Below are 23,146 nucleotides of genomic sequence, written 5' to 3' on the forward strand. Positions count from 1 at the left end.
GCCCCACCACACCCCAAGAAAGCGCTGGTTCCGTGAGCGGATTCGTCACCAAGCCCGAGCCGGTCGAGGTCCCCGGTCTGACCCACATCCACACCGGCAAGGTGCGCGAGCTGTACACCGACGCCGACGACAACCTCGTGATGGTGGCGAGCGACCGGATCTCCGCCTACGACTGGGTCCTGGAGCCCGGGATCCCGGACAAGGGCCGGATCCTCACGAGCCTGTCGCTGTGGTGGTTCGACCTGCTGGCGGATCTGTACCCGAACCACGTGTTGTCCACCGACGTGCCCGCCGGAGCCCCCGCCGACTGGGCCGGCCGCACCCTGGTGTGCCGTCGGCTGGACATGGTGCCGGTCGAGTGTGTGGCGCGCGGCTACCTGGCCGGGTCCGGCACCGTGGAGTACCGCGCCTCGGGCTCGGTATGCGGCGTCGCGCTGCCCGAGGGCCTGACCGAGGGCTCCGAGTTGCCCGAGCCGATCTTCACCCCGGCCACCAAGGCCGAGGTCGGCGAGCACGACGAGAACGTCTCCTTCGCGTACGTCGCCGAGCGGCACGGCGCGGAACTGGCCGACGCGCTGCGCCGGGCCACGCTCTCCGTCTACGGCCGGGCCCGGGACATCGCGCGCGAGCGCGGGCTCGTCCTGGCCGACACCAAGTTCGAGTTCGGCCTCGACCCGGCGGGCGGCCTGGTGCTCGCCGACGAGGTGCTGACCCCCGACTCGTCCCGCTACTGGCCCGCCGACCGCTGGGCGCCGGGGCACGCCCAGCCGTCCTTCGACAAGCAGTACGTGCGCGACTGGCTCACCTCACCCGAGTCGGGCTGGGACCGCGTGGCGGACACCCCGCCGCCGGACATGCCCGAGGAGGTCGTCGCGCGCACGCACGAGAAGTACGTCGAGGTGTACGAGCGACTGACCGGCAACCGCTGGGCCTGATCGATCCACACGCGTCGGCCCGCCGAACGCCGATTCCCGGCCGGCCCGACACCCGTCGGGCCGGCCGGGACGGTATTCGGCCCACGCGTCCCCGGCGGACTCGGCGCACACGACAGAAAGGCCGGATCACATAAGTGATCCGGCCTTCTCGTGGAGCGGACGACGAGATTCGAACTCGCGACCCTCACCTTGGCAAGGTGATGCTCTACCAACTGAGCCACGTCCGCACGACTCGGGGCGTTGCCCCGCGTTGTGTCCCCAACCCTACCCGATCCGCGGAGGTGGTTGCCACCGACCTCGGTTCGAGGGGTCGAGCAGAGCAGGCGACAGGAATTGAACACTGCGTCTCCCCCTTGGAAAGGGGGCGCTCTACCACTGAGCTACGCCTGCGTGTGTTCCCCGGTTTCCCGGGTGCAAGAGAACTCTATAGGACCCCCGAGGGTGCCCAGTACGCTCCGGAGTCGGATCATCACGGATGTCCGGGTTTGCCAGGGAAAGTTCTTTCGGAACGACCCCGGCCCCCGCTCCGCCGCGGGCGGGGACGGGGGCCGAGAGGTGGCCGGGTCGGACACGTGTGGTGTCGGTCGCCGGTGCGGAGGCGCGCTCAGTTCGCCGTGTTGGCGGCCTCGAATTCGGCGTATACCCGGGCCGGGATGCGCCCGCGGGCGGGTACGTCCATACCGCGCGCACGGGCCCAGGCCCGTACCGCCGCGGGGTCGGAGGCGACGGTCGTCTGACGGAAGGGCTTTCCGGTGCGCGCGGTACGTCGCGCGACCGCGAGATAAGGAGCCAGCGCATCCCGCATCTGCTGAACGTGCTCTTCCGAAAGGTCGATTTCATACGACTTGCCGTCGAGGCCGAAACGGATGGTTTCCGTGGCCTCGCTTCCGTCGATGTCGTCGTGCAGGCTGACGACTACACGCTGGGCCATGGCGGTGTCCTCTCGGGTGATAGCACCGAGGCGAAAAACAAAACTACATTGCCGAGTCTAAGCGCTAAACGCGAACCGTTGCGGTGTCGTCCGCTGTTCTCCGGTTCGGTAAGCGCTAATTTACCGGTCGGCGATTCGTTTTCACGATACGCGAGATATTCCTCTCGCCGCGCGAGGGCGGGCGTGTCCCGAGTGTCGGCCGGTTTGATCCACAGCCTGTGGACAACGCGACGCCGAGTCGACCGCCGGATGAGCCCAGCCGGGGTACATTGCCCGGTTGAAGGCGATTTATTGACATCCGGACCCGGTCGGGCTCCCTGTGGACAACCCCAAAGCTGTGGATAACTCGGCGCCGGGGCGGGTCGCCCGGAGGCGGCCGGTACCCTGATACCGCCGATCCATCGGGTGCCGGCGTCGACCGACCCGATCCAGCAGCAGGGTCCGACCCCCCGTATCCCGCGATACGGACGACCGGCCCGAACCATCACAGTGGGAGTGCCTGTGGCACGCGTCGTCGTCGACGTCATGCTCAAGCCGGAAATCCTCGATCCCCAGGGACAGGCCGTGCAGCGCGCGCTGCCACGGCTGGGATTCGACGGAATCACCGACGTCCGCCAGGGCAAGCGTTTCGAGCTGGAGCTGGAGGGACCGGTCGACGAGGCCGCCCTCGCCCGCATCCGCGAAGCCGCCGAGTCCTTCCTCGCCAACACCGTGATCGAGGACTTCACCGTCCGCGTCGAGGCGGAGGGGGAGAAGTGACGATCCGCGTCGGCGTCGTCACCTTCCCCGGTTCGCTCGACGACCACGACGCCCGGCGCGCGGTGCGCATCGCCGGTGCCGAGCCGGTCGCCCTGTGGCACAAGGACAAGAACCTCCAGCAGGTCGACGCGGTCGTCCTGCCCGGCGGATTCTCGTACGGCGACTACCTGCGTTGCGGAGCCATCTCGCGCTTCTCGCCGGTCATGGAATCGGTGATCGAGCAGGCGCAGGCCGGTCTTCCGGTATTGGGCATCTGCAACGGTTTCCAAATTCTTTGCGAATCGCACCTGCTGCCGGGCGCGCTCACCCGCAACGACCACCTCCACTTCATCTGTCGGGACCAAAAGCTGCGGATCGAGAACACGTCCACCGCATGGACGTCGGACTTCGAGCCCGGACAGGAGATCACCGTTCCGCTCAAGAACGGTGAAGGCGGTTTCGTCGCGGACGAGCGCACCCTGGACGTGCTGGAGGCCGAGGGCCGGGTGATCGCCCGCTACCTGGACCTCAACCCGAACGGATCGCGCCGCGACATCGCCGGCATCAGCAACGCGGCCGGGAACGTGGTCGGTCTGATGCCGCACCCCGAGCATGCGGTGGAGCCGCTGACCGGTCCCACGACCGAGGGCCTCCCCTTCTTCACCTCGATCCTGAAGCGCCTGGTGAACGCCTGATGAGCCTCGACACCGTCAAGAACGCGCTCGAACACCCCGACGTCGAGCAGCCCTTCGCCGAACTCGGCCTCAAGCCGGACGAATACAGCCGCATCCGGGAGATCCTGGGCCGCCGGCCGACCTCCTCCGAGCTGGCCATGTACTCGGTGATGTGGTCCGAGCACTGCTCGTACAAGTCGAGCAAGGTGCACCTGCGCCAGTTCGGCGACAAGATGCCCGAGAACGACGCGATGCTCGTGGGCATCGGCGAGAACGCCGGCGTCGTCGACGTCGGCCAGGGCTACGCGGTGACCTTCAAGGTCGAGTCGCACAACCACCCGTCCTACGTGGAGCCCTACCAGGGCGCCGCGACCGGGATCGGCGGCATCGTGCGCGACATCCTGGCGATGGGCGCCCGCCCGGTCGCGGTGATGGACCCGCTGCGCTTCGGCGCGGCCGAACACCCCGACACCCGGCGCGTGTTGCCCGGCGTGGTCGCGGGCATCGGCGGCTACGGCAACTGCCTGGGCCTGCCCAACATCGGCGGCGAGATCGTCTTCGACCCCTGCTATCAGGGAAACCCGCTGGTCAACGCGCTGTGCGTGGGCGTGATGAAGCACGAGGACATCCACCTCGCGCAGGCGTCCGGCGCAGGCAACCTGGTGATCCTGTACGGCGCCCGCACCGGTGGCGACGGGATCGGCGGGGTCTCGGTCCTGGCCTCGGAGACGTTCGACGCGGATGGCCCGGCCAAGCGCCCGGCCGTCCAGGTCGGCGACCCGTTCCAGGAGAAGCTGCTGATCGAGTGCACCCTGGAGCTGTTCCGCGAGCACCTGGTCGCGGGCATCCAGGACCTCGGCGGCGCGGGCCTGTCCTGCGCCACCTCGGAGCTGGCCTCGGCCGGGTCCGGCGGCATGCGGGTCGAGTTGGACACCGTCCCGCTGCGCGACCACACGCTCTCGCCCGAAGAGATCCTGATGAGCGAGTCGCAGGAGCGCATGTGCGCGGTCGTGGAGCCGGCCCACGTGGCCCGCTTCATGGAGATCTGCGACAAGTGGGATGTCATCGCCACCGTCGTCGGCGAGGTCACCGAGGGCGACCGGCTGGAGATCTTCTGGCACGGCGAGCAGATCGTCGACGTGCCGCCGCGCACCGTGGCGCACGAGGGGCCGGTCTACGAGCGGCCGTACGCGCGCCCGCAGTGGCAGGACACCCTCCAGGCCGACGCGGCCGAGCGGCTGCCCCGCCCGGGCACGGCCGACGAGCTGAAGGCGACCCTGCTCGACCTGGTCGCCTCGCCGAATCTGGCGGACAAGTCGTGGGTCACCGACCAGTACGACCGCTACGTGCTCGGCAACACCGTGCTGGCCCAGCCGGAGGACTCCGGCATGGTCCGCATCGACGAGGAGACCGGCCTGGGCGTGGCGCTCGCCACCGACGGCAACGGCCGCTTCTGCAAGCTCGACCCGTACACCGGCGCCCAGCTCGCGCTGGCCGAGGCGTATCGCAACGTGGCCACCACCGGCGCCAGGCCGCTGGCCGTCACCGACTGCCTGAACTTCGGCTCGCCCGAGGACCCGGCGGTGATGTGGCAGTTCGCCGAGACCACGCGCGGTTTGGCCGACGCGTGTCAGATCCTGGGCACGCCGGTGACCGGCGGCAACGTGTCGTTCTACAACCAGACCGGCGAGACGGCGATCCACCCGACCCCGGTGGTCGGCGTGCTCGGCGTGATCGACGACGTCGAGCGGCGCACGCCGGTCGGCTTCGCCGAGGAGGGGCAGATCATCCTGCTCCTGGGCGACACGCACGAGGAACTGTCCGGCTCGGCGTGGGCGCAGGTGGCCCACGACCACCTCGGCGGCCTGCCGCCGAGGGTGGACCTGGAGCGCGAGCGGCTGCTCGCCGAGATCCTGATCGCGGGCTCGCGCGACGGCATGATCGACGCCGCGCACGACCTCGCCGACGGCGGTCTGGCCCAGGCCCTGGTCGAGGCGTGCCTGACCGGCGGCCACGGCGCGCGGGTGGTGCTGGCGGAGGACCTGGACCCGACCGTCGCGCTGTTCAGCGAGTCGGCGGGCCGGGCGATCGTCGCGGTGCCCAGGAGCGAGGAGATGCGCTTCACCGACATGTGCAAGGTGCGCGGCCTGCCGTGCGCCCGGATCGGTGTGGTCGACGGCGACACGCTCGACTTCCAGGGTCACTTCACGGTGGCGCTGGAGGAACTGCGCACCGCCCACGAGCAGACCCTGAAGACCCTGTTCGGCTGAGCAGGCGGCTTTCCCGTGCCCGTGAGGGGTGCCCCGTGCACCCCTCACGGGCATCGCCGTTTCCCGGCGCCGCCGTCCCGGTGTTCCGCCGGCGCGCCGCCCGGGACCGCGGCGGGGCCCCGCCATTCCTACGTCCCCAGCCGATACGGCCGGAACATGCCGTGCCCGGGCCAGTACGGGTAGGGGATCGTGTCGAAGTGTGCGCCCTTTCGCGCGCTCTCCTCGTACGCGTGGTACCTGGTGTGCGCCGCGTCCGCCCAGCCCGCGAAGATCAGCGTGTGGCCGGCCGCGCCCGGAGCGGTGTTGAGCAGGATGTCGCCGGGTCGCAGCTCGTCCCGGCCGATCGGGTGGGACACCTCCGGCAGCGTCACCGTGGTCAGCCCCGGCGGCGGCAGCCCCCAGGCCATCGAGACCAGCCCCGAGCAGTCCGTGCGGTAGCCGTCGTGGAAGCCGCTCATGCTGTAGCCCAGCCCCAGGTCGGCCCACCGCTTCGCCCGGGCCACGATCTCCTCCCCGCCCGCCCCCGGCGCCGCGACCCGCACGACACCCGCCCCGCGACCGATCGGCCGGACCGCGAACGGCCCGTCGTACACCTCCGGCGGCGCGAACGACGGCTCGCCCGCGCGGATCCACCCGTCGGCCGGCCCCGGCCCCGCGTGCCGCCCGCCCGCCGGCGCCAGGTCGAGCAGTCGGGTGGCCGCGCCGTGGTCCGCCTCCGCGTAGGACCGGGCGTTGTCGACCAGCCGATCGGCCAGATCCACCCCGCCCCGCTCGGCCCGATCCAGCGTCTCCACCGCCTCCCGAAGCCGGGTCCGCAGCACCTCGAAGGTCTCCGGCGCCAACGGGCGGCTCGCCGCGACATCGACCGCCGCCACCCGCTCGCGCAGCCCCCACACCTCCCGCGCCACCGCCCGCAACCGACCCGCGAGCGTGACCAGCGCGCCGGGCGCGGCGGCGAACCCGGCGATCACCGCGCCGCCCACCGCTCGTCCAACCACGCCGCACTGCCCGACGCCGGAAAACACTCCGCCGCATCCGACCCCGCCGCCGACCCCACCCTTTCCCGAGCCGCCCGCTCGTTCGCCGCGATGCGGCCCAAGGCGGCCCGTATCGCCGCCGCGTGCGCCCGCAGCGCCTCGACCACGGCCAGCACCGCCGGCTCCGTCGCCGCGCACTCCCGCCGCCAGACCTGCGCCCGGGCCGCGAACGCCTCCGCCGCCCCGCCGCGCCAGTCGACCGCCGTCGAGACCGGCCGCACCCGCTCCGCCGCCCCGCCGCGCCAGTCGACCGCCGTCGAGACCGGCCGCACCCGCTCCGCCGCCCCGGCCAACTCGGCCGCGATCGCCTCGACCCGGCCGGGATCCCCGTAATCGCTCATGCCCCCAGCATCACGGCACGCCGGCCGCGGCGGGCGGGCCCGCGCCGCATCCGTGCAGAAACGAATCGCCTACTCCGGACCGAAAACCCGCCGACCCGAGCCGAAAACCCTCCACCCCACCCGCCGCACCGCCCTCTAACCTGCACCCATGACGAACCGCCCCGCCGCCCCCCGCCCCCGCAAGGTCGATCCGGCCAAGGTGCGCACCGCGCTGATCGCCGAGTGGCGCGCGATGGCCGAGGTCACGGCGCGGCTGACCCCGGAGCAACTGGCCGCCCCTTCCGGGCTGACCGGCTGGTCCACCGCCAACCTGGTCGGTCACCTGGCCGCGAGCGTCGAGGCGGTCCCGCGCTGGCTGGCCGAACCCGTCCCGACCGGCCCGCCGATCACCGTCGAGCAGTGGGCCGACGGCACCCGCGCGCACGCCTCGGTGATCTCCGCCATCGCCGACGACATGGCCGAGGCCGGCCGCACCCCCGCCGACTGCGTCGACGCCGCGATCGCCGCCCTGGACGGCGTCCCGGACACCCGCACGACGATCACCCGGATCGGCCCGATGCGCCTGCCCGACATGCTCGTCACCCGCCTCGTCGAGGGCGTCGTGCACAGCGACGACCTGGAGCGGGCCACCGGCGAGCCCTTCCCGCACGACCGCCACGCGCTCGGCACGGTGGTGCGCGCACTGGCCGACGCGCTCGCCGTCCGCGCCCCCGGACACGCGGTCGAGGTCCGCGTCCCGCCGTTCGCCGTAGTGCAGTGCGTCACAGGACCCCGGCACACTCGGGGCGTTCCGCCCAACGTGGTCGAGACCGACCCAAGGACCTGGATCCGCCTCGCCACCGGCCGTCTGACCTGGGCGGACGCCGTCGACGACGGTCGGGTCCTGGCCAGTGGCGAACGTAGCGACTTGTCCGGATACCTGCCACTGATGGGGTGATCCGCGACCGATCCGGCCCTGTCGTAGACTCGATCACGTGCCACGTGGCGATGGACGACTCAACCACGATCTCTTCCCCGGCGAGAAGGGCCCGCAGGACGCCTGCGGCGTCTTCGGCGTCTGGGCCCCCGGCGAAGAGGTCGCAAAACTCACCTATTTCGGTCTCTACGCTTTGCAGCACCGCGGAACGGAATCCGCCGGCATAGCTGTGAGCAACGGATCCCAGATCCTGGTCTTCAAGGACATGGGCCTGGTCTCCCAGGTCTTCGACGAAACCACTCTGGGCTCGCTCCGCGGGCACATGGCCGTAGGCCATGCCCGCTACTCGACCACCGGATCGTCCGTCTGGGAGAACGCCCAGCCGACCTTCCGGGCCACCGCGACCGGCAGCATCGCGCTCGGCCACAACGGAAACCTCACCAACACGGGTGAGCTGTCCCGTCTGGTCGCCGAGCAGGGCCCCGAGCGCGGCGAACTCAACTACCCCTACCAGGGCCGGATCGAGGCCAGCAGCGACACCGACCTGCTCGCCTCGCTCCTGGCCGGCAGCCCCGACCTGTCCCTGGAACAGACCGCGATGCAGGTGTTGCCCGAGGTCAAGGGCGCCTTCTCGCTGGTCTTCATGGACGAGACCACGCTCTACGCCGCGCGCGACCCCCAGGGCATCCGGCCCCTCGTGCTCGGCCGCCTGGAGCGCGGTTGGGTGGTGGCGAGTGAGACCGCCGCCCTCGACATCGTCGGCGCCTCGTTCATCCGCGAGATCGAACCGGGCGAGCTGATCGCGGTCGACGAGCACGGCCTGCGCACCCGGCGCTTCGCCGAGGCCAAGCCCAAGGGCTGCGTCTTCGAATACGTCTACCTGGCCCGCCCCGACACCACCATCGCGGGCCGCGGCGTCTACGCGTCCCGGGTCGAGATGGGTCGCCGGCTGGCCCAGGAGTACCCGGTCGACGCCGACCTGGTCATGCCGACCCCGGAATCGGGCACCCCCGCCGCGATCGGCTACGCCGAGCAGTCCGGCATCCCGTACGGAAACGGCCTGGTCAAGAACTCCTACGTGGGCCGGACCTTCATCCAGCCCAGCCAGACCATCCGTCAGCTGGGCATCCGGCTCAAGCTCAACCCGCTGCGCGAGGTCATCCAGGGCAAGCGCCTGGTCGTGGTCGACGACTCGATCGTGCGCGGCAACACCCAGCGCGCGCTGGTGCGCATGTTGCGCGAGGCCGGTGCGGCCGAGGTGCACGTGCGGATCTCCTCGCCGCCGGTGAAGTGGCCGTGCTTCTTCGGCATCGACTTCGCCACCCGGGCCGAACTGATCGCCAACGGTCTCTCGGTGGACGAGATCGCCAAGTCGCTCGGCGCCGACTCGCTCGCCTACATCTCGCTCGACGCGATGGTCGAGGCGACCACCATTCCCAAGGACCGGCTGTGCCGGGCCTGCTTCGACGGGGAATACCCGATCGAGCTGCCCGACCCCGAGCGGTTGGGCAAGCACCTGCTCGAAGGCATCGAGCAGTCCGTCCGCACCGACGTGGACGGCGTGCAGGCCCTCCTCGGCGGCGGCGGCGCGGAGGACGCGCTCCGTCGTCCCTGATCCGCCGAGTCCGCGCAGTCCAGCGAGTTTCCGTTTCCGGTGCGCCGCGTCGTGTCCCCCTTCCCGGGGGCGCGACGGGCGTTCCGCAAGGATCCACCCCGACCCGAAAGGGCCGCCGCCGTGAGCGACCAGTCCACCCCCACCCCCCGCACCGCGAGCTACGCCGCGGCCGGCGTCGACATCGAGGCCGGTGACCGCGCCGTCGAGCTGATGAAGCAATGGGTCGGCAAGGCCACCCGGCCCGAGGTCGTCGGCGGCCTGGGCGGCTTCGCCGGCCTGTTCGACGTCTCCGCGCTCAAGCGGTACGAGCGCCCCCTGCTGGCCACCGCGACCGACGGCGTGGGCACCAAGGTCGCCATCGCGCAGGCGATGGACAAGCACGACACGATCGGCCACGACCTGGTCGGCATGGTCGTCGACGACCTGGTCGTGTGCGGCGCCGAACCGCTGTTCATGACCGACTACATCGCCACCGGCAAGGTCTTCCCCGAGCGGGTCGCGGCGATCGTCAAGGGCATCGCCGAGGGCTGCGTCCTGGCCGGCTGCGCGCTGGTCGGCGGCGAGACGGCCGAGCACCCCGGCCTGCTCGACCCGAACGAGTACGACGTCGCGGGCGCCGGCACCGGCGTGGTGGAGGCCGACGGCCTGCTCGGCGCGGAGCGCGTGCGCGAGGGCGACGTGGTGATCGCGATGGCCGCCTCCGGCCTGCACTCCAACGGCTACTCGCTGGCCCGCCACGTGTTCTTCGCCGTCGCCGGCTGGAAGCTCGACCGCGACGTCCCGGAACTGGGCCGCACACTCGGCGAGGAACTGCTCGAGCCGACCCGGATCTACTCGCTCGACTGCCTGGACCTGGCCCGGCGCACCGACGTGCACGCCTACTCGCACGTCACCGGCGGCGGCCTGGAGGCCAACCTGGCCCGGGTGCTCCCGGCCCACCTGGACGCCCGCCTGGATCGCTCGACCTGGACCCCGGCCCCGATCTTCGGCCTGGTCGGCGCGCTCGGCGAGGTGCCCCGGGCGGAGCTGGAGAAGACGCTGAACATGGGTGTGGGCATGGTCGCGGTGGTCGCCGCCGACGCGGCCGACGCGGCCCTCGCGGTGCTCGCCGAGCGCGGCGTGCCGGCCTGGATCCTCGGCGACGTGGTCACCGGCTCCGGCCGGGCCGTACTGAGCGGCGATCACCGGGCATGACGAAGGCACCCGCGGCGCCCGCCGTCGTCCCGCGACGGGACGGCGGCTCGGCCGTGGGCGTGTTCGCGAACACGCCAAACGGCCCGGGGTCGAGTAGTCGTCCTACTCGGTCCCGGACCGGGCGGTGTCACTGCGCACGGGCACCCCGGCTGAAGAGGGTGTTTCCTCCCGTGCCCGACGACGAAGGGTGCGGGGTCAACGATGGCGCGATCGGCCGTCGTCTTCCTCGTCCTCGTCATCGTTGTAGCGAGCCGAATACCCCGCGTAGGGGTCGTCGAACTCGTCTTCACTCGTGTCGTCGTCAACCTCGGGCTTGCCGATCGGCAAGTCGGTTGGCGACGACGCGCCCAGCTCTTCAGCCAGACGGCTCAGATCCGTACCGCCGCTGTTGTACTTCAGCTGGCGGGCGACCTTTGTCTGCTTGGCCTTGGCCCGGCCGCGCCCCATGGCTCGACCCCCTCAACGACGGGGCTCACGGCCCCGGGTCTTGACACGCGTTCATAGTCAGAGACGGTTCGATGGCACTTGAGAACCGGCCCGTAGGGGATTAACGGTACCTGCTTCCGCCGCCGGACGGTACGTCGCATGGGTGACAGCGGGGCTCGGACCCCGACCGGGCTGTGCCGTTGCAGCTGGTCAGGGGCCTGATCTGGGGTCCTTTGCCGGGTCTGACGATACCCTGTCGGTCAGCTTTGGAGGTAGATGTCACGCAGCCGGCCCACATCCGCCATCCGCCGCTCGGCCAATCGGTCGGCCGCGACGGCCGGTGGCACACCCTCCTCGTCGGCCAGGGCGAAGATCCGCGCGGTGGTGGCGCGGATGCCGGAGGCCTTGCGCTTGGCCCGCTCGAAGTCGAATCCGTGCCGCTCGTCGGCCACCTGGATCACCCCGCCGGAGTTGACCAGGTAGTCCGGCGCGTAGAGCACGCCGCGTTCGGCCAGCGCCTTCTCGATCCCCGGATGGGCCAGCTGATTGTTGGCCGCGCCGCAGACCACGGCCGCGGTCAGCACCGGCACGGTCTCGTCGTTCAGCGCGCCGCCGAGCGCGCAGGGGGCGTAGACGTCCAGGTCCGGTATGCGGATCAGGGTGTCGGTGTCGGCCACGAAGTCCACCTCGGGATGCTCGTGCCGCACCCGGGCCACCGCCCGCTCGTCGACGTCGGTGATCACCACCGAGGCGCCGTCGGCGATCAGGTGCCCGACCAGGTGCCGGCCCACCTTCCCGACGCCCGCCACGCCCACTCGGCGTCCGCGCAGCGTCGGGGCGCCCCAGCGGTGTTCGGCGGAGGCGAGCATGCCCTGGAAGACCCCGTACGCGGTCAGCACGGACGAGTCGCCCGCGCCGCCGTTCTCGGGGGAGCGGCCGGTGACGAAGTCGCACTCCTTGGCGACCACGTCCATGTCGTCGACGTAGGTGCCCACGTCGCAGGCGGTGATGTAGCGACCGCCCAGGGACTGGACGAAGCGGCCGTAGGCGCGCAGCAGCACCTCGGACTTGTCCCGGTTCGGGTCGCCGATGATCACGGCCTTGCCGCCGCCGTGGTCGAGGCCGGCGAGGGCGTTCTTGTAGGCCATGCCGCGGGAGAGGTTGAGGACGTCGGCGACGGCCTCCTCCTCGGTGTTGTAGGGGTGGAACCTGGTACCGCCGAGCGCGGGCCCCAGGGCACTGGAGTAGATCGCGATGATCGCGCGCAGTCCGCTCGCGCGGTCCTGGCAGAAGACGACCTGTTCGTGGCCGGTCGACCTGCCGAACACCAGGCCCGACGTCGTGTCGTGCGGGCCGTCCATGCTGTCGGTCACTGTGGTGACTCCATGGGTTTCGTGGTGGCGTGATGACACTGCGCCGCGCGGATCTGCGCGGCGGTTCAAGCCTAGAACCCGAGCGGATCACCGGGTTGGACCTTCGCCGGCTCGGGACATCGGCGACATGCCAAGATGCGTTCGTGCGGACTTCGGTGGTTGCCCCCTACGCGGCGTATCTGCGGGTGTACGAGCCGCTGGCGGCGTTTCCCGAGCCGGAACGCGGCCGGTGGGCCGCGTATGCCGCCACGCGGCCGTCAGGCACCTCCGCGACGGCCGAACCGCCCTCGCCCGCCGGACTCACCGCGCAGGAGCACCGGAGCGGCCTGGAGAACCTTCTGGCCACCCCGCCGGTGATCGCCCCGCCGCACGAGAGCGAGGACGCCTACGTGCAGGTCGTGGACGGCGTCACGGTGATCTGCCCCCGGCAGACCCGGCTGCGCTGCTGGACCGCGCTGGCCGAGCTGCGCCGGGAGTATCCGCCGACCGTCCTGGACGTGTTCTGGCCCCGGCTGGTGATCGACCAGGCGCACCTGGAGCACGAGCGGTGGAAGTCGGCGCACCCCGACGTGCATCCGCACATCCACAGCAGCACGTGGCACGTCCCGGTGCGCTGGTTCGTGTTGTTCGCGCCGGAGGAGCGGGTCGTGGTGCCCGCGGCCGAGGGCGGCTCGGCGGGGCCCGGGGAGCTGTACTACCGGACCCCCATGGTGCAGGCCAGGCGACGGATCGCCCGCGCGTTGAAGGTGCTGCGCGAGACGGTCGAGGACGGTGCGCTGATCACCGGCCTGGAGAACGTCGGCCGGTGGCTGGAGGAGTTCCATCCGCGCGCGATGGTCGAGCTCGACTACGGCGGCCTGGTGCGGCTGGTCGCCCCCGATCCGACCGCCGACACCTCCGTCGCGGACGTCGCGGAGGGCATCGCCGCACTGGGGTCCGGTGACGGAGCGCGAGCATCGGCGGCCTACCGCAGGATTACGGAGCGTTGGCAATCGGTACGCGCCCTGGAGCACGCGAGCTGAGCAAGCGTCCGCATTTCATGAAGTTTCGGCGTGACCGTCGTCACTCTTTCGTGTTCAGTCACCCCGTGATCTGAAAGCCTCTCAACCTGCTGGTTCGAGTTGTGGGACTCCCAGCTCTCCAGGTTGTCGGAGATCGACTCACAACAAGGTGCATACGCCAGCGAATGGTTCGTATATGATGAAAAGGACAAACCAGATGTAGTCGGTCTGGTCGGGTCGGGTCATCGGGGATACTTCGTTGCTGGTGGGGCGGGGTGGACGCGAGGGGACGGCCGGGCCCGTGTGACTCATCGTCACAGTCATGTGACTGTCCGCTATGCCTGGTCCTTCGGGATCGCGTGGCTTGAACCCTGGGATGCCAATTCCGGCGGTTTGACCAACCGGGTGCGGCGGATGGTGTACTTGTACTGTGAAGGACAAGCCGTTCGTCCTATAACCGACTTGGCCCTCGTGAACTATTTAGGACATCGTGGGTCAAGGTGCAGAATTTGAAGAAAGAACCGTGTTGGTTCGGTTCTCCCGAGGAGGCCGCTCATGACCGCTCGTACGCCTGATGCCGAGCCGCTGCTGACGCCGGCCGAGGTTGCCAGCATGTTCCGCGTCGACCCCAAGACGGTGACGCGCTGGGCCAAGGCCGGCAAGCTCACGTCGATCCGCACGCTCGGCGGACACCGTCGCTACCGCGAGGTGGAGGTCCGCGCCCTGCTCGCGGGCATTCCGCAGCAGCGCAGCGAAGCCTGAGGGCTGCGTCGAAAAGCTTTTCCCCTGAGTGCTGCACCGGATCCCGCCGGGTCCGGTGCAGCACTCTTTTGTGTGCCCATGCCCGCGCCTGCCGGTCCGTCGGGAGCCTGCCGTCGGCCGTGTGCGCTCGGGCCCGTCTCGGTCGTGGTGCGACCGTGTCGCGGGGTCGGCGGGGTGCTTCCGCCGAGGTCGGGCGCGGGGCGGTCGGGGCGCCGGCGGTGCTTCGAGGCGGCGCTTTCGCGGGGGAATCACGACGACGTCCAGTAAAATATCACATAGAATGCACGGATGATTTCCGGCCGTCGATGAAAACGATCGCCGGTCGAAACAGTGACCTTGGTCACACCAGCCTTCCCGGAGGGTGTCCCGGCGACTCGCGCCAATGGTTCGAACCTCTGCCGGCCGGGACCACTTCGGCACTGCGGTGAGGTGCCCGCCGGGTCGGCGCGAGCGGGCGTCGCGTGCCGGGGTCGTGGAGTGGGTGTCGAGGTCGTCCGGGCCGTGCTCGCAGCCGTGGCGAGGGGTGTGGCGTCCGCCGGTCGGGCCGGTCTTCGCGGGGCGGGGGAAACGGTCCGGATCGGGCTCCGCGGGCGGGACGGACGAGGCGATCGGGACGGATTCGACGGGCCGGTACGGAAATCGGCAGTCGAACACGCTGAGTGATCATCGGCGGTCTCGGGCGAAGATCCTGATCGTGCCGCGACGCCGGCTTTCGTGACTGTGTGCGAGCATTCTCGGCCGGCCGGATCCGGCGCGTGTGCCCGGGCCGATGCGACCGGGATCGGCGCGGTCATCACTGTGGCGTAGGTGGCCGATGCTCCGCGTGCGGGGCCGTGTACGCGGTGTTACCACTTGAGGGAGAGCGCGTGACCACTGTGACGCGTGGAAACCTCAGTGACCTCAGTGAAGAGGGACGCCATGACACAGACTCAGAACCTTGCGCTGTCGGTCGACTTCAGCCAGGGATTCACGGACGCGTGGTCCTCCTTCGCGACGTTCGTGCCGAAGCTGATCGCGTTCCTCGTGATCCTGGTGATCGGTTGGATCGTCGCGAAGGTGATCGCGCGAGTCCTCGACCGGGTGCTGCGCAAGGTCGGCTTCGAGAAGGTGGCCGAACGGGGCGGGGTCGCCAAGACCCTGGAGGGGTCCAAATACGACGCCACCGGGATCATCGCCAAGGTCGTCTACTACGCGATCCTGCTGATGACGCTGCAATTGGGCTTCGGGGTGTTCGGACCGAACCCGATCAGCGACATGCTGCGGGCCATTGTGTTGTGGATCCCGCGCGGCATCGTGGCGCTGGTGATCGTGGTCGTCACGATGGCCATCGCCGGCGCGGTGCGCGACATCGTGCGCTCGGCCCTCGGCGGGGTCTCCTACGGCAAGACGGTGGGCACCATCGCCTGGGCGTTCATCGTGACGCTCGGCGTGATCGCCGCGCTCGGCCAGGCCGGCATCGCCGGGGCGATCACCGGTCCGGTGCTCACCGCGGCGCTCGCCACCATCGCGGGCATTTTGATCATCGGCGTCGGCGGCGGCCTGATCCAGCCGATGCGGCAGCGCTGGGAGCGCTGGCTGGAAGCGGCCGAGCGCGAGACGGTCAACGCGCGGGCCAGCGTCACCGCGTACCAGCGGGGCCGGGGCGACGCGATCGCCGGGCAGCCCGCGCAGACGCGCGAGGAACGCCGGTAGTGCTCAACCCAGCAGGTCGTGTTCGCGCACCAGCCAGCACACGGCGGTCAGGCGCAACGCGGCGAAGTCGTAGCCGACCGGCTCGCGCCAGTCGGTTTCGGCCAGTACGTCGGTGAAGCCCAGCACATAGTCGGCGAGGTCCTCGCGGCGCAGTTGGTGCGGGATCAGCCCCGCGCCGTCGGCGGCCAGCGAGGTGCGCACCGCCGCGGCGTGCTGGTCCACGGCGGCGACCAGCCCCGGCTCGAAGGCGAACTCCGCGAGCCGGGGCAGGTACGCGTCCACGACCCCCGCGAGGGGGCAGCGGGGCAGCTCGGCGTCGAAGAGTTCACTCATGTCTCCACTTTAAACATATTTTTCGCCACCAATCCGCACCTTTTTGTGGCGAAGCAGACGTCGGGGGTCCGGCGCCGGGATCCCGGTCAGACTCCGTCGGCGCCGAGCAGGCTGCCCACGGCGTAGGTGACCGCCATGGCCAGGGCTCCGCCGGCGGTGGTGCGGACGATCCCGCGGGCCGGTGGGGCGCCGCCGAGGCGGGCGCCGCTCCAGCCGCACAGGACCAGCGCGGCGAGCACCGCGGCCACCGTGATCGGCAGCCGGACCGAGGCGGGCGGCAACACCATCGCGAGCAGCGGCAACAACGCGCCGACGGTGAAGGCCAGGAAGCTGGCGCCGGCCGCGTGCCACGGGTTGGTCAGCTCGTCCGGATCGATTTTCAGCTCGACCTGGGCGTGCGCGGCGAGCGCGTCGTGCTCGGTGAGTTGTTCGGCCACCTCGCGCGCCAGTGCTCGGGTGAGCCCCTGCTGTTCGTAGAGCCCGGTCAACTCGTCGAGCTCGGCCTCGGGTTCGTCGCTCAGCTCGCGGCGCTCCTGGACCAGCGCGGCCCGCTCCGCGTCGCGCTGCGTGCTCACCGAGACATACTCGCCCGCGGCCATCGACAACGACCCGGCGAGCAGTCCGGCCAGCCCCGCGGTGAGCAACTGCGCCCGCTCGTCGGTGGCTCCGGCCACCCCGACCACGAGACCGGCGGTGGAGACGATGCCGTCGTTGGCCCCGAGCACGGCCGCCCGCAACCAGTTCAGCCGCGTACCCATGCCCTCGTCGTGCGGAGCGTGCGTGGGCAACGCCCGACCGAACCCGTCAGCGGCACTCATGCCCGAAGTATCACGATCCGCCCGCCCCCGAAGCGCCCGGACACGACCGGAATCCCCACCCCGAACCCGAGCGGCCCAACCACCGGCACCGAACGGGACCCGGGAACGCACCAGTCGGGAACGCAAAAAACGCCCCTGGCGAACTGATCGCTCGGGGCGTTGTGGCTTAATGAGCCTGGTGGCCAGGGGCGGGGTCGAACCGCCGACCTTCCGATTTTCAGTCGGACGCTCGTACCAACTGAGCTACCTGGCCTCGATGGATCAGGGCGCCTTTCGGCGCCCCGATCTTCCATCTTGCGGTCCTGACGGGATTTGAACCCGCGGCCTTCACCTTGACAGGGTGACGAGCACTCCAAACTGCTCCACAGGACCTCTGCGATCTCTTCCCGGCTTCCCGGGTTTCCCTCGCGGTGTTTCGTGTTGAACCCTACCGTACTGGCTGTCCGGCTTGTTGCGGCCCCCCGAGGGGGGTTGGTGCGTGCCCCCAACGGGATTCGAACCCGTGCTACCGCCTTGAAAGGGCGACGTCCTAGGCCACTAGACGATGGGGGCTTGTTGGCCGTGTCCGGCGTCTTGTTGCCGTCGGGGACGTCCCGAACTATACGGGGTTTTCGCCGGCGCTTGCAAAGCGGATAACCGGGACCCCGCGGGGCGGGGGTGGAGGCCGCAGAATGAGGGGGTGTTGGAGATGTCGCGCGAGGAGTTCGAGGAACTGGTGGCCGAGGCCCTGGACCGGATCCCGCCCGAGTTGACCAAGCTCATGGACAACGTGGCGATCTTCGTCGAGGACGAGCCCGACCCCGCCGGGGAGCACGGGACCAACCTGCTCGGTCTGTACGAGGGCATCCCGCTGACCGAGCGCGGGGACTGGTACGCCGGAGTGCTGCCGGACCGGATCACCGTCTACCGCAACCCGATCCTGCGGATCTGCGAGACGTACGAACACGTCGTCGAGGAAGTCGAGGTGACCGTCGTGCACGAGGTGGCGCATCACTTCGGGATCGGGGACGCGTGGTTGCACGAGCACGGGTACGGCTGAGGCGGGTCAGTGGGCCAGGGCGTAGCCGAGGGCGGCGGTGGTCAGGCCGAGGGTGACGCTGAGGAGTACGTACAGGGCGGCGAGCAGGCGTTGGCCCACGGTGTGCAGTTCCACCGTCGCGTAGGCGAACGTGCTGAACGTGGTGAGCGTGCCGCAGAAGCCGGTGCCGAGGAGGGTGGTCACCCGCTCCCCCGGGGCGAGGCCGGTGACGATGCCCAGGATCAGCGAGCCGACCACGTTCACCGTGAGCACGCCCCACGGGAAGGCCGACTTCCACCGCGTGGAGACGTATCGGTCGGTCAGGTAGCGGGCGGGGGCGCCGACCAGGGCGCCGAGGACCACCATCAGCGGGATCATCCGGCCGCTCCCCGCGAGCGGTGCACGGCGGCCAGGCCGAGGTGGACCGCGATCGCGCCGAGCAGCACGCTGCCGGCCGCGTAGAGCCAGGCGTCGAGCCACGCGTGGCCCGCGAGCAGGGCGCGGGTCTCGATCGCGAACGTGGAGAACGTGGTGAAGCCGCCCAGCACCCCCGTGCCCAGGAACGGGCGCAGCAGCGGGTCGGGTGGGGTCACGCCCATCAGGACGCCCATCAGCAGGCAGCCGAGCACGTTGGTGATCAGCGTCGCCCAAGGGAAGGCGGTACCCGTGTGCGGCATCGCCTGCGCGATGCCCCAGCGGCCCAGCGCGCCGATGGCGCCGCCGAGCGAGATCACGGCGAGGAGTCGGAACGGGGGCACCCGGCCACGCTAGCGCGCGCTGGATCCCCCGGCCGCGGTTGCCGTCGGGGGATCGCGCACGCTCCCGGTGTGCCATCACGCGCCGCCGCCGAATGGGTGACGGGCGGTGTTCCGGAATTGGAGCGGGAGTTGGTGTCTGGCCATGCTGAACCGGTGACCACGCAGGGGGACATCGGGCCGATGACGGACTTCGCCGACGACGAGCCCGAGTTTCCCGGAACCGGATCGTTGACCCGAGTGGGCGAGCCCGATCGGCGGTCGGCCGATGCCGCGCGCGACCCCGGGACGCCCGGGTCCGAGCCGGAGCACGTGGGCCGGCCGGCCGTGCCGCGTGCTCGCGACGCCCGGCGTCCGGTGCCGAGCGCACAGCCGTACGAACCGGTCGCCGGCGAGGCGTGGGGGAGCCCGGAGCCGCCGCGCGACCGGCCCGGCCCGGGCCCCGGCGACGCCGAGGAGTTCGGGTCGGACCCAAGGGCCGAACCGGGGGCGCGGGACGCAGGGACCGTCGGGCATGCGGTCCCCGGGGTCCCGCACCCGGACCGAATCGGCGACCCGGTGGGGGACTTCGCCCTCTTCCGCACCGGCGGCAACCTCACGGCCGAGGTGGCGGAGGTGTCGGAGGTTTCCCACGGCGAGCCGATGTCGATGCTCGCCGAGTGGTTCGGCGAACCCGATGCGATCCCGAGCGCGCCCCGCGTCGAGCACGAGGCCGTGGCGACCGAGCGGCGGGCCGCGCGCCGGCACCGGTCCGCGTACCGGGGTCGGCGGGCCGCCGAGACCGCTCGCACCGAGGTCGCGCGCGGGCTGCCCGAGGAGCGATCGACCGGCGCTGGTTGGGAGTTCGCGACCTTCTTCGTGGTGCCCGCGCTGATCCTTGCGGGCCTGCTGTACCACTTCGGCTGGACCCGTGCCGCGGCCCGGTCCGACTACCTCGGGTTCGACGAGAGCGTGCTGGGCACGCCGGCCCGGGAGTATCTGGCGGACGGTCTGCGCACCCTGTACCGGCCGCTGCTCGTGTTCACCGGCGGGCTGCTCGCCGCGCGGATGGCGCACCCCCGGCTGCTGGTGTGGCTGCGCCGGCACCGACGGATCGCCGGGTGGTGCATTCGTTTGCTGCGCTGCGCGTGGTTCGTGGTGCCGGGTGCGGTCCTGCTCGCCGCATACCGGTGGCCGGTGCGGGATCCGCGCTGGGAGCCGCTGCTGCTGCCCGGGGCGCTCGCGGTCGGGCTGTCGATCTGCGCGTACGGGGTGCTGCTCTCGCGTCGGATCGGCGCGCACCGGCGCAGTTCCGCCGCGCCCGGACGGCCGTGGTCGCTGCCGTCGCTGCTCACCGCCGCGGTCGTGGTGCTGTGTCTGTTCTGGGCGTCGGGGTCGTACGCGAAGGTGTCGGGGCGGGACGACGGCCGGGCCTTCGCGCACCAACTGCCGCGGCGGACCGGGGTGGTGCTCTACTCGGTGCAGGATCTGCGGATGCGGTCCGAGGACGGGATCGCGGTCGAGGAAGAAACCGGCGCTTCCTATCGTTACCGCTACACCGGACTGCGCTTGTTGCGCCGTGCCCCGGGGGCACTGTTCCTGCTCCCCGAGCACTGGTCGTGGCAGCGCCCGAGGCTGCTCGTGGTGCACGAGGACGCGCGTCTGAGGGTGGAGTACGAACGCACCCGATAGGCGTAAACGCGCAGTGATCGGGTACGCTGGTGAATCGCTTTGCCCATATCCAGGCGCCGCCATGAGTCGCGGCGCCTCGTAGGCTCGTTCTGGTGCTCCGCAGAAGTGTCGCTTTCTCGTGCGACCACATTTCGGCTGCGGACCTTCGAGACGGGCCGCATCCGGAAGGTTTTGCATGCCCCCCTATGCCAATGACACTGCCACGCCCATGCCCGGTACCGAAGGTGCCGAGGTGCAGGAGGGTGTGGCGGATGCGCAGGCAGCCGAGGTGACCGAGGTCGCTTCGGAGATCACCGAGATCGCCATCGAGATTGCCGACGAGGTCGTCGCGAACGACGACGACACCGTGTCCGCGGCGGACGCCGACGAGGACACCGACACCGACACCGATGCCGAGGCGGGCGTCGAGGACGACGAAGAGGCCGACGAGCGGGTCGAGGCCGCCGACGAGGTCGAGGCCGAGGAGAAGCCCGAGCCGACCGGCCCCAGCTTCGCCGAGTTCGGTCTGCACAAGGACGTCGTGGAGGCGCTCGCGCGCCGCGGCGTGACCCACCCGTTCCCGATCCAGGCCGCGACGCTGCCGGACGCGATGGCCGGCAAGGACATCCTCGGCCGCGGTCGTACCGGCTCCGGTAAGACGCTGGGCTTCGGCCTGCCGATGCTCACCCGGCTCTCCGGTCGCAAGGCCCGCGCCCGGCGCCCCCTCGCGCTGATCCTCACCCCGACGCGTGAGCTCGCGATGCAGGTGCACGACGCGCTGGAGCCGTACGGTCGCATCCTCGACCTGCGGATGAAGACCGTCACCGGTGGCATGTCGATGCCGAAGCAGATCTTCGCGCTGGAGCGCGGCGTCGAGATCCTGGTGGCCACCCCCGGCCGCCTCCAGGACCTGGTCGACCGCGGTTCGGCCGTGCTGGACAACGTCGAGATCACCATCCTCGACGAGGCCGACCAGATGGCGGACATGGGCTTCCTGCCCGAGGTCACCGCGCTGCTCGACCTGATCCCGGCCGGCGGTCAGCGGATGTTGTTCTCCGCCACGCTGGACAAGGGCGTGGACGCGATCGTCCGCAAGTACCTGGACAACCCGGTCACCCACTCGGTGGACCCGCACGCGTCCTCGGTCACCACCATGTCGCACCACGTGCTCGTGGTGCAGCCGAAGGACAAGACGTACGTCACGGCGGCCATCGCGGCCCGTCGCGGGCGCACGATGATCTTCGTGCGGACCAAGTTCGGCGCCGACCGCGTCGCGCAGCAGCTGCGCGAGGCCGGTGTCCGCGCCGAGGCGCTGCACGGCGGCATGACCCAGGGCGCGCGCACCCGCACCCTGGCCGAGTACAAGGAGGGCCGCACGCCGGTCCTGGTCGCCACCGACGTCGCCGCCCGTGGCATCCACGTCGACGGCATCGACCTGGTCCTGCACGTGGACCCGGCCGCCGACTCGAAGGACTACCTGCACCGCGCGGGTCGTACCGCGCGCGCCGGCGAGGCCGGTGCGGTGGTCACCCTCGCGCTGCCGCACCAGCGCCGCACGGTGGACCGCCTGATGGAGGACGCCGGCGTCGAGCCGACCCGCCTTCGGGTGCAGGGCTCCAACGACCCGGAGATGCGCAAGCTGACCGGCGCGCGCACGCTGTCCGAGGTCAAGGCGCAGTCCGTGGCGGACGCCGCGGTCGAGGCCGAGGCCGAGGCGGAGCGGCTGGCGGTTCGCATCGTCGAGCTCAAGGCCGAGGCCGCCGAGCTGCGCCGCCAGGCGGCCGAGCTGGCCGAGGCGGCCAAGAACGGCGATGTCCCGATGCGCACCGAGCGCTACGAGCGCCCGGACCGCGACCGCGGTGACCGTGGGGATCGTGGTGACCGCGGGGACCGGCGCGAGGGTGGCTACCGCGGGGACCGCGGCGACCGTCCGTCGTACGGCGACCGCGGCGGCGACCGTCGTGGTGGTGCGCCGCGTGGCGACCGTCCGTCCTATGGCGACCGGGGTCCGCGTACCGGTGACCGTCCGTCCTACGGCGGCGGCGACCGGCGCGAGGGCGGCTACCGCGGCGACCGTCCGCAGGGTGACCGCGGCCCCCGCGGCGACCGGCCCGCGTACAACGACCGTCCGTCGTACGGCGGCGACCGTTCCGCGCGTGGTGGTGAGCGTCCGTCCTACGGCGACCGCGCCCCGCGCGGCGACCGTCCTTCGTACGGGGACCGGGCTCCGCGTACCGGTGACCGTCCGTCCTACGGCGGCGGCGACCGGCGCGAGGGTGGCTACCGCGGCGACCGTCCGTCGTACGGCGACCGTGCGCCGCGCACCGACCGGCCCGCGTACGGCAGCGACCGCGCCCCGCGGGGCGACCGGCCGTCCTACGGCGACCGTCCGTCGTACGGCTCGGGCTCGGGCGAGCGTTCGCACGACCGTGCGCCGCGTCGGGACGGGCACTACGACCGTCCGGCCGGCGGTGCGGGCGACCGCAAGCCGCGCTGGAAGCGTGACGCGTAAGCGCTGTGTAACCGCACGGTAATCGTGCTGTAGTCAAACCACCGAGCGGGGGGGGGGGGGGAGGGGGTAGGTAGCCCCCCCCGCCCGAATGTTGGGGCGGGGAGGGGGCCACGGTCGGAGCCAGGCCGGGGGGCAACCCCCCCCGGCGCGGGGTG

Annotated in this window: 22 protein-coding genes and 5 tRNA genes; 13 read left to right on the forward strand and 14 right to left on the reverse strand. The window is 71.0% G+C overall.

Features of this window, described 5'->3' with window-relative positions:
• Positions 1–32: 32 nt before the first annotated feature.
• Positions 33–935: a phosphoribosylaminoimidazolesuccinocarboxamide synthase gene (locus ACWGR4_RS15920; protein WP_380003457.1), complete on the forward strand. Its 903-nt coding sequence runs from the start codon at positions 33–35 to the stop codon at positions 933–935.
• Between the two features lie 151 nt (positions 936–1,086).
• On the opposite strand, the gene ACWGR4_RS15925 is transcribed toward ACWGR4_RS15920, so the two are convergent.
• The 3 genes from ACWGR4_RS15925 to ACWGR4_RS15935 form a co-directional block, all read right to left on the reverse strand.
• Positions 1,087–1,162 (reverse strand) — tRNA-Gly (locus ACWGR4_RS15925).
• A 91-nt stretch (positions 1,163–1,253) separates the two neighbouring features.
• Positions 1,254–1,325 (reverse strand) — tRNA-Gly (locus ACWGR4_RS15930).
• A 214-nt stretch (positions 1,326–1,539) separates the two neighbouring features.
• Positions 1,540–1,866 carry a histone-like nucleoid-structuring protein Lsr2 gene (locus tag ACWGR4_RS15935; RefSeq protein ID WP_020555629.1) on the reverse strand — a complete coding sequence of 109 codons (327 nt, stop codon included), beginning with the start codon at positions 1,864–1,866 and terminating at the stop codon, positions 1,540–1,542.
• 495 nt (positions 1,867–2,361) lie between these two features.
• Here ACWGR4_RS15935 and purS point away from each other — a divergent pair, with 495 nt between their 5' ends.
• The 3 genes from purS to purL are packed head-to-tail and all read left to right on the forward strand — an operon-like array spanning position 2,362 to position 5,548.
• Positions 2,362–2,625: a phosphoribosylformylglycinamidine synthase subunit PurS gene (gene purS / locus ACWGR4_RS15940; protein ID WP_078976147.1), complete on the forward strand. Its 264-nt coding sequence runs from the start codon at positions 2,362–2,364 to the stop codon at positions 2,623–2,625.
• Positions 2,622–3,299, forward strand: coding sequence for a phosphoribosylformylglycinamidine synthase subunit PurQ (gene purQ / locus ACWGR4_RS15945; protein WP_452132993.1), 678 nt, complete (start codon positions 2,622–2,624; stop codon positions 3,297–3,299). Before purS ends, purQ begins: the two co-directional genes overlap by 4 nt.
• Entirely contained in the window at positions 3,299–5,548 is a 2,250-nt protein-coding gene (purL, locus tag ACWGR4_RS15950) for a phosphoribosylformylglycinamidine synthase subunit PurL (protein WP_380003460.1), read from the forward strand. The genes purQ and purL overlap by 1 nt, the downstream gene beginning before the upstream one ends.
• A gap of 128 nt (positions 5,549–5,676) precedes the next feature.
• Here the strand turns inward: purL and ACWGR4_RS15955 are convergent, their stop codons facing one another.
• Together ACWGR4_RS15955 and ACWGR4_RS15960 are read right to left on the reverse strand one after the other, a co-directional pair.
• The gene (locus ACWGR4_RS15955; RefSeq protein ID WP_452132994.1) at positions 5,677–6,546 is read right to left on the reverse strand and encodes a hypothetical protein; all 870 of its coding nucleotides are present in this window, start codon (positions 6,544–6,546) and stop codon (positions 5,677–5,679) included.
• A complete protein-coding gene (locus ACWGR4_RS15960; protein ID WP_452132995.1) occupies positions 6,516–6,926 on the reverse strand; it encodes a hypothetical protein in 411 nt (136 codons plus the stop codon). The genes ACWGR4_RS15955 and ACWGR4_RS15960 overlap by 31 nt, the downstream gene beginning before the upstream one ends.
• 148 nt (positions 6,927–7,074) lie before the next feature.
• Between ACWGR4_RS15960 and ACWGR4_RS15965 the strand changes: the two genes are divergently transcribed.
• The 3 genes from ACWGR4_RS15965 to purM all read left to right on the forward strand — a co-directional run bounded on the left by ACWGR4_RS15965 (position 7,075) and on the right by purM (position 10,651).
• Positions 7,075–7,863 carry a sterol carrier family protein gene (locus tag ACWGR4_RS15965; RefSeq protein WP_452132996.1) on the forward strand — a complete coding sequence of 263 codons (789 nt, stop codon included), beginning with the start codon at positions 7,075–7,077 and terminating at the stop codon, positions 7,861–7,863.
• Positions 7,864–7,900: 37 nt separating this feature from the next.
• Entirely contained in the window at positions 7,901–9,457 is a 1,557-nt protein-coding gene (gene purF / locus ACWGR4_RS15970; RefSeq protein ID WP_380003465.1) for an amidophosphoribosyltransferase, read from the forward strand.
• A gap of 120 nt (positions 9,458–9,577) precedes the next feature.
• Entirely contained in the window at positions 9,578–10,651 is a 1,074-nt protein-coding gene (gene purM, locus ACWGR4_RS15975; protein ID WP_452132997.1) for a phosphoribosylformylglycinamidine cyclo-ligase, read from the forward strand.
• A 195-nt stretch (positions 10,652–10,846) separates the two neighbouring features.
• Here the strand turns inward: purM and ACWGR4_RS15980 are convergent, their stop codons facing one another.
• Positions 10,847–11,098: a DUF3073 domain-containing protein gene (locus tag ACWGR4_RS15980; RefSeq protein ID WP_020555620.1), complete on the reverse strand. Its 252-nt coding sequence runs from the start codon at positions 11,096–11,098 to the stop codon at positions 10,847–10,849.
• Positions 11,099–11,337: 239 nt separating this feature from the next.
• Positions 11,338–12,438, reverse strand: coding sequence for a Leu/Phe/Val dehydrogenase (locus ACWGR4_RS15985; RefSeq protein WP_452133002.1), 1,101 nt, complete (start codon positions 12,436–12,438; stop codon positions 11,338–11,340).
• A gap of 155 nt (positions 12,439–12,593) precedes the next feature.
• On the opposite strand from ACWGR4_RS15985, the gene ACWGR4_RS15990 reads away from it, so the two are divergent.
• From ACWGR4_RS15990 to ACWGR4_RS16000, 3 genes are all read left to right on the forward strand, one after another.
• The gene (locus ACWGR4_RS15990; RefSeq protein WP_452132998.1) at positions 12,594–13,472 is read left to right on the forward strand and encodes a hypothetical protein; all 879 of its coding nucleotides are present in this window, start codon (positions 12,594–12,596) and stop codon (positions 13,470–13,472) included.
• A gap of 534 nt (positions 13,473–14,006) precedes the next feature.
• Positions 14,007–14,213 (forward strand): developmental transcriptional regulator BldC, encoded by a 207-nt coding sequence (gene bldC / locus ACWGR4_RS15995; RefSeq protein ID WP_020555617.1) that lies wholly within the window; start codon positions 14,007–14,009, stop codon positions 14,211–14,213.
• A gap of 918 nt (positions 14,214–15,131) precedes the next feature.
• A complete protein-coding gene (locus ACWGR4_RS16000) occupies positions 15,132–15,905 on the forward strand; it encodes a mechanosensitive ion channel family protein (RefSeq protein WP_380003468.1) in 774 nt (257 codons plus the stop codon).
• Between the two features lie 3 nt (positions 15,906–15,908).
• On the opposite strand, the gene ACWGR4_RS16005 is transcribed toward ACWGR4_RS16000, so the two are convergent.
• The 5 genes from ACWGR4_RS16005 to ACWGR4_RS16025 all read right to left on the reverse strand — a co-directional run bounded on the left by ACWGR4_RS16005 (position 15,909) and on the right by ACWGR4_RS16025 (position 17,608).
• A complete protein-coding gene (locus tag ACWGR4_RS16005) occupies positions 15,909–16,238 on the reverse strand; it encodes a DUF6401 family natural product biosynthesis protein (RefSeq protein WP_452132999.1) in 330 nt (109 codons plus the stop codon).
• Between the two features lie 86 nt (positions 16,239–16,324).
• A complete protein-coding gene (locus ACWGR4_RS16010; protein WP_380003470.1) occupies positions 16,325–17,056 on the reverse strand; it encodes a VIT1/CCC1 transporter family protein in 732 nt (243 codons plus the stop codon).
• Between the two features lie 176 nt (positions 17,057–17,232).
• Positions 17,233–17,309 (reverse strand) — tRNA-Phe (locus ACWGR4_RS16015).
• A gap of 44 nt (positions 17,310–17,353) precedes the next feature.
• A tRNA-Asp gene (locus tag ACWGR4_RS16020) sits at positions 17,354–17,428 on the reverse strand.
• Positions 17,429–17,535: 107 nt separating this feature from the next.
• Positions 17,536–17,608 (reverse strand) — tRNA-Glu (locus ACWGR4_RS16025).
• A gap of 127 nt (positions 17,609–17,735) precedes the next feature.
• On the opposite strand from ACWGR4_RS16025, the gene ACWGR4_RS16030 reads away from it, so the two are divergent.
• Positions 17,736–18,095, forward strand: coding sequence for a metallopeptidase family protein (locus ACWGR4_RS16030; RefSeq protein ID WP_078976134.1), 360 nt, complete (start codon positions 17,736–17,738; stop codon positions 18,093–18,095).
• Between the two features lie 6 nt (positions 18,096–18,101).
• On the opposite strand, the gene crcB (ACWGR4_RS16035) is transcribed toward ACWGR4_RS16030, so the two are convergent.
• Both crcB (ACWGR4_RS16035) and crcB (ACWGR4_RS16040) read right to left on the reverse strand, forming a co-directional pair.
• Positions 18,102–18,452, reverse strand: a complete 351-nt coding sequence (gene crcB / locus ACWGR4_RS16035) for a fluoride efflux transporter CrcB (protein WP_380003471.1) — start codon at positions 18,450–18,452, stop codon at positions 18,102–18,104.
• Complete coding sequence (gene crcB, locus ACWGR4_RS16040; protein ID WP_380003473.1) at positions 18,449–18,832, reverse strand: fluoride efflux transporter CrcB; 384 nt, start codon at positions 18,830–18,832, stop codon at positions 18,449–18,451. Before crcB (ACWGR4_RS16040) ends, crcB (ACWGR4_RS16035) begins: the two co-directional genes overlap by 4 nt.
• A gap of 153 nt (positions 18,833–18,985) precedes the next feature.
• Between crcB (ACWGR4_RS16040) and ACWGR4_RS16045 the strand changes: the two genes are divergently transcribed.
• Together ACWGR4_RS16045 and ACWGR4_RS16050 are read left to right on the forward strand one after the other, a co-directional pair.
• Positions 18,986–20,500 carry a hypothetical protein gene (locus tag ACWGR4_RS16045; RefSeq protein ID WP_452133000.1) on the forward strand — a complete coding sequence of 505 codons (1,515 nt, stop codon included), beginning with the start codon at positions 18,986–18,988 and terminating at the stop codon, positions 20,498–20,500.
• A gap of 208 nt (positions 20,501–20,708) precedes the next feature.
• The gene (locus ACWGR4_RS16050; protein ID WP_452133001.1) at positions 20,709–22,991 is read left to right on the forward strand and encodes a DEAD/DEAH box helicase; all 2,283 of its coding nucleotides are present in this window, start codon (positions 20,709–20,711) and stop codon (positions 22,989–22,991) included.
• Positions 22,992–23,146: the final 155 nt, after the last annotated feature.

The sequence above is a fragment of the Embleya sp. NPDC055664 genome, assembly GCF_053618075.1.